Genomic DNA, 7,915 nt, shown 5'->3' with positions numbered 1-7,915 from the left:
AATCAACTGACACTTCATCTGTTCCTCTTTGCTGTAATGGTGCAACTTGATGGCTATGGGGATGGTCACCGCATTGGCCACAATAGCGCCATACATGGTCGCCAGCAGAGCTGTGGCCATGGAGGGTCCAATAGCCGATGGATCACTCATGTTGGAGAGCATTTCCACCATACCCACCAATGTTCCTACCATGCCAAAGGCCGGGGCTGCTTCACCCATACTTTCCCACATGACGATACCCACATGATGCCGCTCAGCCATATATTCAATCTCTTTGGTGAGCACCTCTTTCATCAACTTGGGATCTACACCATCGGAGCAATGTTGCAAAGCCGCTTGCAAAAACTCATTCTCAACCTTGACCTTCTCCAGAGCCAACAGACCATTTTTGCGGGCAATATTGGAAATATCAACCATCTGTCGAATCAGCTCTTTCAGATCTTCATGAGAAACCACGAAGGCCTTTTTCAGCATTTTGCCAGAGGATTTAATATCCTCCATGCCAAATTTGACGAAAGTGCTTCCCAACAACCCCCCAAACACAACGATCAGGGCATGCGTACTGTAGAACAGTCCGATATTGTGTCCCATCAGACCGATCACAACGGCGCCACCGACGACAAGCCCGATAATAGTTGCAATATCCATCTATTGACCCCTTCCGCGATGCACAACCCAGTTGCAGAACCGACAAACCAATATAAAAACTACTCTTCTGGATTGGTAGTTTTCATAATCTTAATTTCGATCACATCCTTACGGGGAGCAGTAGTCGTTCCCTCTTTATCCTTATCAGTGGCCACCATGCTGGTTGCCTGGATGCGATTGTACATAATCCCTCCCTGCTGTTCAAAGAGAGCCGCAATGGCCGCAGCTTCACTCATTCCTTTTTCCCAATCAAAGGGTTGTCCCGGCGCATCTCTGCCAGGGGCACGAATCTCGACTGTATTGGGCAGCAGGGTGATAATATTAGCAATTTTCATCAATAAAGCCTGTGCCGGTTCGCGCAGAGTGGCGCTGCCGGCCTGGTACAGAATATTTTTATCCATTTGAATCAGTATGCCGGAATCATCGCTGATGACTTTGGCCTGGTCGCGCTCAATTTGTGCTGAGAGTACCTCCTGGGCCTGTTCAGCGATGTGCACCAGGGTAATCTTCATTTGGAAATTCATGTTGACCAAATGATAGCCTCTGGCAATGGGCGGCATGCTCTCATCGGGATTTTTTGACCCGAAAGCATCACGCATCGAACCGGCCAGGGTCAAATAGCGCCCTTTTTCTTGGGTTGAGTAGGCAACGATAATCACGAAGAGACACAGCAACAAAGTCACCATGTCAGCCCAGGAGATGAACCACAGCGGCGTACCCTTTTTACAAGTAGGGCATTTCGGCTTTTTTGGTTCCTCAGCGGCTTTTTTAGATCGGCCTTCTTCAGTTTTTGCTGTTTGTTCCGCCATAGCATGTCTCGTCCCAGGATTGGGCACCGCCACACTCAACTGTGGACGATTCAAGTGTCAGCCAAAAAGTACACACACCTCGACGCATGCTATGCAACCGTTCACAGCATGTCAACGGGAAAAATCAACGAACGAACAACCGATTAGGTCTTGTGCTGATTCGTGGGCCAAAGTGTCTTTGCGCCTATGAACAGATCTACTGTGCAGATCTGTGGCGGCGATGCGGGCTGGTTCGCTTTTCGCCTATCTGTTTGCTATATCTATTTACTTACCCTTGATTTGCCGCAATATCTGCTGCTCACAATCTTTGCACAAACTCTTCGACCGAGAAAAGTGTTGCCAGCAGTACGGCATCCCGGCACGGCAAGAGTTGTGCCGCTCTCAGGAAGCGATACCAGCTCTCTGGGGAGGTAAGCGAACAGGATAAATAGTTATTCTGCTGGCTTGCGCATCATGCGCGTTTGCCATTCGATGGCTTCGCGTTCGTCAAAAGGCTTGCCATGCCGACGTATATAATCCACATAGCTGCCATGTTCTGGATTTTGGGCAAAGGGTTCCAACAGTTTGCGCGGGATTCTTTTGATGTTTTCCAGCAATTTTTCGATGGAGGGCAGCCAGAAGCTGTTGGATGCCTCAACGTAGACGGCGCGCACCTCTGGATCATCGAGGGCGAAGCCCTTCTTGGTGATGACATCTACCACTTCATCACGTTTTTTTTGCAAAGAGTCCCGGTAGGAGTCAACCCCCTTCAGGAAGGCAATGACGGCGAGGATGCTGCCTAAAGAGATGCCCACCAATTTGGCCCATTCGGCCAAGGAGCGTCCAGAATCCTCATCAATGGGTTGTGCGGTCTTGGCCCAGGAGCCGTCTGAACGTTGGCGAAACCCTTTTTCCCATTTGAGGCGGATGGGATGATCTTTGGGGAGGGCCGCGATATGTTCCGGCAATCCACCCTTGCGCTGCTGTTTGCTTCCAGAAGGGCGAATTTGCGAGAGATCGACCTTTTGAATTTTTTTGGTTTTACCGAGGAGTTCATCCTCCTCTTTTTTCTTGCGGATCTCTTCGAGAGCTTTCTGGTTTTTTTCGCGGCGCTCTTCCTGGAGCTCCTCTTCCAGCTCAACGATCTCTTCTATGGAGGGCAGCTCTTCTTCAGGAACATCAGCAGCCGGTTTGCTTGGTTGACTTTTGGCCGCAACGGCAGGTTTCCCGGAGGAGGGAAGCGAAGATCCGCCTGGTAGAGAGGTTGCCATGGATTTCAAGCTCCAAATAAACGTTCCGCACGGAGAAAATTGGTTTGGTTGAGACCGGGTGCTAACAATTTGTCAATCTTTGTCATGGTTCGATATGTTGTCGAGCATCCTGCAACTCAAACTATAATGTATCCTAACCGATTCACCAGAGGTAAATCCAGTATTTTTACGCTTCGCCGAACGAGCTTTTTCGACGACTACGTTGGATGAGCAGATAGAGTGCCAGGATAGTGGTGGCAAAGAGCAGGGCACCGCCTGCAATCCAGGAAAGATGCTGTTCCAGCCAGTTTTGTTGTTCGTGCAGCAGATAGCCGAGGGCCAGCAAAATCAGGTTCCACAGTGTGGAGCCCACACCGGTAAAGAGCAAAAAGGGCAATAAAGACATGCGTGCCAGACCGGCAGGCATGGAGATCAGATGGCGCACTCCAGGGACAAAACGACCGGTAAAAATGGAGATTTCACCGTGTCGCGCCATGAAGCGTTCCGTTTGTTTCAGATGTTTTGGGGTGATTAAAAAAAAGCGACCATAACGCAACAGCAAAGGTCGTCCCAGCCAAAGCGCCAGCCAATAACTGCCCAATGAACCAGCCAGACTGCCCAAAGAGGAGGCCAGGGTGATGCCAGCCAGACTCAGTTTTCCTTGTGCCAGCAGATAGCCTGCAGGAATCATGACCAGTTCTGAAGGTACGGGCAAAATAGAGCTCTCGGCAGCCATTAACAAAAAAATGGCCAGATAGTCCATTTGTCCGACAATATCCAACAAATATTGTGTAAATGCTGCACTCATGTGGAGCGATTCCCTGTCACAGTTCAGGAGGGGTTGGGGGCAAAAAAGGATTGATAATCTTTATCTGCGCCTAAAATATGTTTTTGTAACCATTCTCCCAACACATCAGTCAAGTCATCGACCAATGCCGGATCAAAATTACGAAAAAACTGATGTCGGATATTGACGACCCGTTGGGCAAACTGTTGATGCAAAGATTGGTGTGTCTGCAGGTGTGGATAGTCACCACGACGCATATACTCCTCTTCACGTTGAAAATGGCGGACGGTATAGTTATACAGTTCGTCTACAACAAATTCCATTACAATGCCATCTTCCCGATCATGCGCACGTCCCAATTGGTTGATCAGATCTATCAATATATGGTGATCATTATCCAGGGTGGCGTCACCGACGCTCATGCTGTTGTCCCATGAGATCCGTTGCGATTCCCGGCGGTAGTGTAACACTCTTTGCAGCGCCTCGACGATGCGCGGATCAAACATTTTAGCCGACTTTTCGCGCAAAAATTGTACTGCGCGCTCCTCTGCCCATGGCTCTTTGTAGGGACGCCAGGAGGTCAAGGCGTCAAACACATCAGAAACCGCTACGATGCGGGCCACCACTGGAATCTCCTCGCCCAGCAAGCCATGGGGATAACCACTGCCATCCCAACATTCATGATGGTGCAGGGCAATCAGCGCCGCACTGGCAAAATATTCTGAATTGATCTGGGTGTCTTGAATTTTGCGAATCATCCGGTGTCCCGCTTCGGCATGGGTTTGCATCACCCGGCGCTCATCGGCGCTCAAAATTCCCGGTTTGAGCAAAATACCATCGGAAACTGCTACCTTGCCGACATCGTGCAACATGCTGGAAAGACCCAGATGCAGCAGCATCGATTCATCCAGCTCATCGGCAAAAACTCCTTCTTGCAGCAGATCCAAAGCCAGTTCATGGGTCATGCGCGCCACCCGCAAGACATGTTCTCCGGTGTTGTTGTCACGATTTTCCGCCATGTCTGCCATCGATTTAATGGTGCTTTTACTCGATTGTTGCGTGGCGTTCATGACAAGATGCAGTCGGCTCACATCGCTGACCGTCAAGGCATAGCCACCCTTTGACATCTCTCTGCCGGTCCACTGCAGCCAGCGTTCTGGGCGAAAAAACAGCTCAATTTGTTGATAGGATCGGTTGCAGATTGCTGAGATTCGTTGTAAAAAAATCTCTTGTCGAACGCCCTGCCACTCCTTCTGTAGGGGCAACTCCTGCAAAAAATCGCTCAGCAGTGTGCTCTCCGTATAGCGCCACGGCAGGCCAAGCAAGGAGAAAAAGGTTTGATTGATATGTATAATATTACCATGCTCATCAGTGAGTAGAATGCCGCGACTGCTTGTTTCGTTCAAGTACTCTTCAAACAACTGTTGTTTGCTGGCGCTCATCCATTTCCTCAATAAAAATCTGCTGCTGCAATGGAATCTTCACTCCCTCTCTGTGACAAAACTATAGAAAGTGTACTAGTCTGTTACCTCTATTTCAAGCGCAATTCACGGTTGTGTTGTTTGTTCTGTTGAACATTGAAAAACTGGATTTCTATAGGGAATGGTAGGGTATCCTGCAGACAAAACAAACAACAAAGTTAAGTGGCTGTCGTCTGTTATTGCGTTATGTAGGGTAGAGCCCTTGCAAGGTTAACCAGGAAGCAGTAGAGTGTCATCAAATGGGGAGTAGCGCCGAGCCCGCCTGTCATGACGTGGTCTTGATACTATTCCTTCTCTGGATTCACTCCAAATGAGCGAAAGTGGGAGTTCGGCGTGTCCCTAACTGAAAAATCGGTTGCTTCGGGTATGGCAGAGCGGATAATCGCCATTCGGACGCCACGGCGCAATGAAGTGACCTGCGAACGTTGTGAATTTCATGGGTTTTTGCAGTTATTTAACGAAATTCCTCTGGAATTGGCGCAAATCTTTCTCTTTCGCCAACGTCCGGTTCCCAAAGGGGAGAGTGTCTTTCGGGAAGGGCAACCCTTTCATGGGGTCTATGCCATCAAGGAGGGGGGGGTCAAGACCTACCTGACCACGCCACAGCAATCAGAACGTATTTTGAGCTTCTATTTGCCGGGTGAACTGCTCGGTTTGGAGGCAATTCGGACCACCCATTATCAATCGACAGCCGTGGCTCTGGAAAATACCCAGGTCTGCTGGTTGCCTCTCAATCAGCTCGATCTGTTGGGGGATCGTTTTCCCCATTTTCAAGAGCAACTGATTCATGTTTTGGCGGTTCATCTCGCCAAACAGCAACAGCAATTTATTCTTTCGGCCAGACAGAGTGCCGATGAGCGTCTGGCAGCATTTTTGCTCAATCTTTCCGAGCGTTATGTCAGGCATGGTTTTGGCGGAGAGCTGTTCCGTTTGGCCATGTTGCGCCAGGATATCGCCAACTTTCTCGGTATCTCCATGGAGACGGTCAGTCGTACCTTCAAACGTTTTCAGGCCAAAAAGCTGTTAAACGTCACCGGCAAGCATGTTCGTCTTCTGGATGTTCCTGCCCTGCAGGAGATTGCTCAATATGTGTTCACACCCCCACCAGGAGCTGGTTTGCACTCAACCTTTTGAGTGCTTCTCTTGCAAACGATCCTGAATAGCCAATCCCGCCAGTGTCATGCCAAACAGTGCGGGCAGATAGCTGATGGTGCCATTGACTGCCCTGCTGCGTCCGCGCTCGTTTTCCTCCGGTGCAGCAGGAGGGCGGGGGAGTTCGGGTGACCAGACGGCCAGAATGCCCCGCTGGGCTCCGCGACGGCGCAGGCGCAGGCGGACGGCACGTGCCAGAGGGCAATTCGTAGTGTCCATTATATCACTCACGGTAATCTGCGTCGGATCCAAACGGCCACCGGCTCCCATGCTGCTGACGACCGGGATGGCGCGTTGCTGTGCCGACAGCAGCAGGTTGACCTTGCAGTTCAGCGAGTCGATGGCATCCAGGATCCAATCAGGTTGTGTTCTATCCAGCAGTTCGGGAATATTGTCGGGGTGCAAAAAGAGATCGAGCAGCTCCAATTGACAGTGCGGATGGATGCTGGCCAGCCGTTCGCCCATCAGATGCACCTTTTTTTTGCCCAGAGTATGCAGGGTGGCGGGAAGCTGTCGATTCAGGTTGGAGGGGGAGACCACATCATGATCAATCAGGGTCAGGCGTCCCACGCCTGCTCTGGCGAGCGCCTCTGCAGCATAGCCGCCGACACCACCCAAGCCGGCCAAAAGGATATGGGTCTGTTGCAGACGTTCAATTCCCGTCTCGCCGATCAAAATGCGGGTACGTTCATGCAGGCCGGAACAGAGGGCATCTTCCATGGCTACTCCTGGGGTGGCATGTGATTTGAGGGGTGCAAGGATAATATTCTGCGGGCGTTTGCGGTAGTGCTTTCCGCAATGCTGTCTGCAGAGCAGTTGCGCAACTGCGCCAGAGTGGCCACGGTGTGGCGGATAAAAGCGGGTTCATTGCGTTGCCCAGAGCAGGCGACTGGGGGCAGATCGGGCGCATCGCTTTCCAAAACCAAAGCATGATCGGCGACACGACTGACAATCTCGCGCAGACGGGTCGCCTGGGGGCGTGTCACCACGCCGCCAATTCCCAAACAAAACCCTCTTTCCAGATAACGTTCTGCCTGTTGCCAACTGCCGCTATAGGCATGGACAACTCCTCCATAGGCAAAAGCGCTTTTTTTTAACACTCCCAACACCTCTTCATGGCATTTGCGCACATGCAGCAGCACCGGCAGACGCAGGGATTGCGCCATCGCCAATTGTCCGCAAAAAAGGTGCATCTGCTGATCTTGTGAGGCAGGGGGCGCAAAGCCATCCAAGCCGATTTCACCAATCGCAAGAGGCGGAGTATGGCTCAGCCATTCGGCCAGTTGGTTGAGTGCATCTTCAGGATGTTCTGCATAAAAAAGAGGATGTAGTCCCCAGGCAAGATGGATGTGCGCTGTTTGCAGGGCCTGCATGGCGGAAAAATGGCGTAAGACAATGGCCGGAATGATCCATTGCCTGATGCCCGCATCTATACTGCGCTGCAAAACCAGCGCGCGATCGGCAGCAAAGGAGGGATGATCCAAATGACAGTGCGTGTCGATCATGCGTAGCTGTTCACCTTCAAAAAATAACTGTGGGTCAAGGGATGGCACCTCCCTGGCGGAATCCTGAGGCGGAGCCTCTGGGGTTTTGTTTTTTTGTTTTGTAACTATTCAGGTTCGTGCTGGCTCGCCAGCTCTACCCCCATGGGGATGCTGTGGGCATTGGCGCAAAAAATGCGCGCCAATGCCCACAGCTTGCTTCCATTAGGCGCTTAAGCCGACGCAAAGAGCGCGTCGGCTTGGTTTGAAAAGCGCGCCAAAGGCAAAAGATTAAAAGCAAAATCCCAGGGATTCCATCCCTGGACCC

Annotated in this window: 8 protein-coding genes; 1 reads left to right on the top strand and 7 read right to left on the bottom strand. The window is 51.1% G+C overall.

Annotation, left to right across the window (positions count from 1 at the left end; all coding sequences use genetic code 11):
• The 5 genes from EJP87_RS11630 to EJP87_RS11610 form a co-directional block, all read right to left on the bottom strand.
• A partial coding sequence (locus EJP87_RS11630; protein ID WP_130472046.1) for a motility protein A occupies positions 1-648 on the bottom strand: 648 nt, incomplete at its 3' end.
• 59 nt (positions 649-707) lie between these two features.
• The gene (locus EJP87_RS11625) at positions 708-1,457 is read right to left on the bottom strand and encodes a flagellar motor protein MotB (protein ID WP_130472045.1); all 750 of its coding nucleotides are present in this window, start codon (positions 1,455-1,457) and stop codon (positions 708-710) included.
• Positions 1,458-1,888: 431 nt separating this feature from the next.
• Positions 1,889-2,707: a hypothetical protein gene (locus tag EJP87_RS11620; protein WP_130472044.1), complete on the bottom strand. Its 819-nt coding sequence runs from the start codon at positions 2,705-2,707 to the stop codon at positions 1,889-1,891.
• A gap of 166 nt (positions 2,708-2,873) precedes the next feature.
• On the bottom strand, positions 2,874-3,494 hold the full coding sequence (locus EJP87_RS11615; protein WP_130472043.1) for a DedA family protein: 621 nt from the start codon (positions 3,492-3,494) through the stop codon (positions 2,874-2,876).
• A gap of 23 nt (positions 3,495-3,517) precedes the next feature.
• The gene (locus EJP87_RS11610) at positions 3,518-4,915 is read right to left on the bottom strand and encodes a bacteriohemerythrin (protein WP_130472042.1); all 1,398 of its coding nucleotides are present in this window, start codon (positions 4,913-4,915) and stop codon (positions 3,518-3,520) included.
• A gap of 372 nt (positions 4,916-5,287) precedes the next feature.
• Between EJP87_RS11610 and EJP87_RS11605 the strand changes: the two genes are divergently transcribed.
• Entirely contained in the window at positions 5,288-6,088 is an 801-nt protein-coding gene (locus tag EJP87_RS11605; RefSeq protein ID WP_130472041.1) for a helix-turn-helix domain-containing protein, read from the top strand.
• On the opposite strand, the gene EJP87_RS11600 is transcribed toward EJP87_RS11605, so the two are convergent.
• The gene (locus tag EJP87_RS11600; protein ID WP_130472040.1) at positions 6,077-6,826 is read right to left on the bottom strand and encodes a tRNA threonylcarbamoyladenosine dehydratase; all 750 of its coding nucleotides are present in this window, start codon (positions 6,824-6,826) and stop codon (positions 6,077-6,079) included. The two genes, EJP87_RS11605 and EJP87_RS11600, sit on opposite strands and share 12 nt — an antisense overlap.
• Positions 6,827-6,828: 2 nt before the next feature.
• Positions 6,829-7,611, bottom strand: a complete 783-nt coding sequence (locus tag EJP87_RS11595; protein ID WP_130472039.1) for a TatD family hydrolase — start codon at positions 7,609-7,611, stop codon at positions 6,829-6,831.
• Between the last annotated feature and the right edge of the window lie 304 nt (positions 7,612-7,915).

The organism is Candidatus Magnetaquicoccus inordinatus (assembly GCF_004217665.1).
In the GTDB taxonomy this organism is placed as follows: Bacteria; Pseudomonadota; Magnetococcia; order Magnetococcales; family Magnetaquicoccaceae; genus Magnetaquicoccus; species Magnetaquicoccus inordinatus.
The sequence above is the reverse complement of the archived record's forward strand: the minus strand, read 5'-3'. Positions and strand labels throughout refer to the sequence as shown.

What these genes read in the sequence shown, in the direction of transcription:
- EJP87_RS11625 (WP_130472045.1), bottom strand. Translation starts at nt 1,457, where the DNA reads ATGGCGGAACAAACAGCAAAAACTGAAGAAGGCCGATCTAAAAAAGCC.
- EJP87_RS11620 (WP_130472044.1), bottom strand. Translation starts at nt 2,707, where the DNA reads ATGGCAACCTCTCTACCAGGCGGATCTTCGCTTCCCTCCTCCGGGAAA.
- EJP87_RS11615 (WP_130472043.1), bottom strand. Translation starts at nt 3,494, where the DNA reads ATGAGTGCAGCATTTACACAATATTTGTTGGATATTGTCGGACAAATG.
- EJP87_RS11610 (WP_130472042.1), bottom strand. Translation starts at nt 4,915, where the DNA reads ATGAGCGCCAGCAAACAACAGTTGTTTGAAGAGTACTTGAACGAAACA.
- EJP87_RS11600 (WP_130472040.1), bottom strand. Translation starts at nt 6,826, where the DNA reads ATGGAAGATGCCCTCTGTTCCGGCCTGCATGAACGTACCCGCATTTTG.
- EJP87_RS11595 (WP_130472039.1), bottom strand. Translation starts at nt 7,611, where the DNA reads ATGATCGACACGCACTGTCATTTGGATCATCCCTCCTTTGCTGCCGAT.